The sequence below is a fragment of the Xenorhabdus entomophaga genome, from assembly GCF_037996725.1.
Lineage (GTDB): Bacteria > Pseudomonadota > Gammaproteobacteria > Enterobacterales > Enterobacteriaceae > Xenorhabdus > Xenorhabdus khoisanae.
Genome location: NZ_JBBMXH010000309.1, coordinates 1 through 621, shown reverse-complemented (window position 1 = coordinate 621; position 621 = coordinate 1). Strand labels below are relative to the sequence as shown.

Sequence of the window (621 nt, the reverse complement as noted above, 5' to 3'; positions counted from 1 at the left end):
GAGTACTTAGGTCAAAATGCCTTCAAAACACCACAAAGAAAATCATGTAAAAACAAGACATTGAATGCATGTTTTGAAAGACTTAATTATTAAGATCCTGTATATGAAGGGCTGTAAATCTGATGGATAAACCTGCCTGACAGCCTGGTTAACGTGCTCTGTTCTCATTAGTTGCTCATGATATTAGTATTATTTTGTCTTCGTGTTGTTTGATTTTTACTTATCGCGATAAATAATGAGAGCGACTTTAATGGTTATTCTTTCAGGTTACCACTTTAATCACAAACAAAAGTGACAATAAAAACAGTAAGTTCATCTGCATGCACTCTGTGATAATTAAATAAAATCACTCGAAGTATAGATTGGGAAATAAAGACAACCATATAGAATCCACTGTTCTTAATGTAAAATTCACATAAAATTAAAGTGAATAATAGCGATATCTTATTTTCATTGTTCGTCCAATACTTTCTTATTTATATTAAGATCTCTTACTCTAAAAGTAACATGTTACGCGATGCTCGACTTTAACATCCTATGACGTTGGCTTGTTGAAGCCAGTCGCGTTGACTTTTACCTTGTTTAAAATTGGCAAAAATGCCCAACGTATGAGAAAGCAGT

General features: G+C 32.9%; 1 pseudogene. It reads right to left on the bottom strand.

The annotated features are described in order from the left end of the window. Positions 1-527: 527 nt before the first annotated feature. Positions 528-621 (bottom strand): annotated as a pseudogene (locus AAC854_RS24510) (IS982 family transposase); the annotation flags it as partial.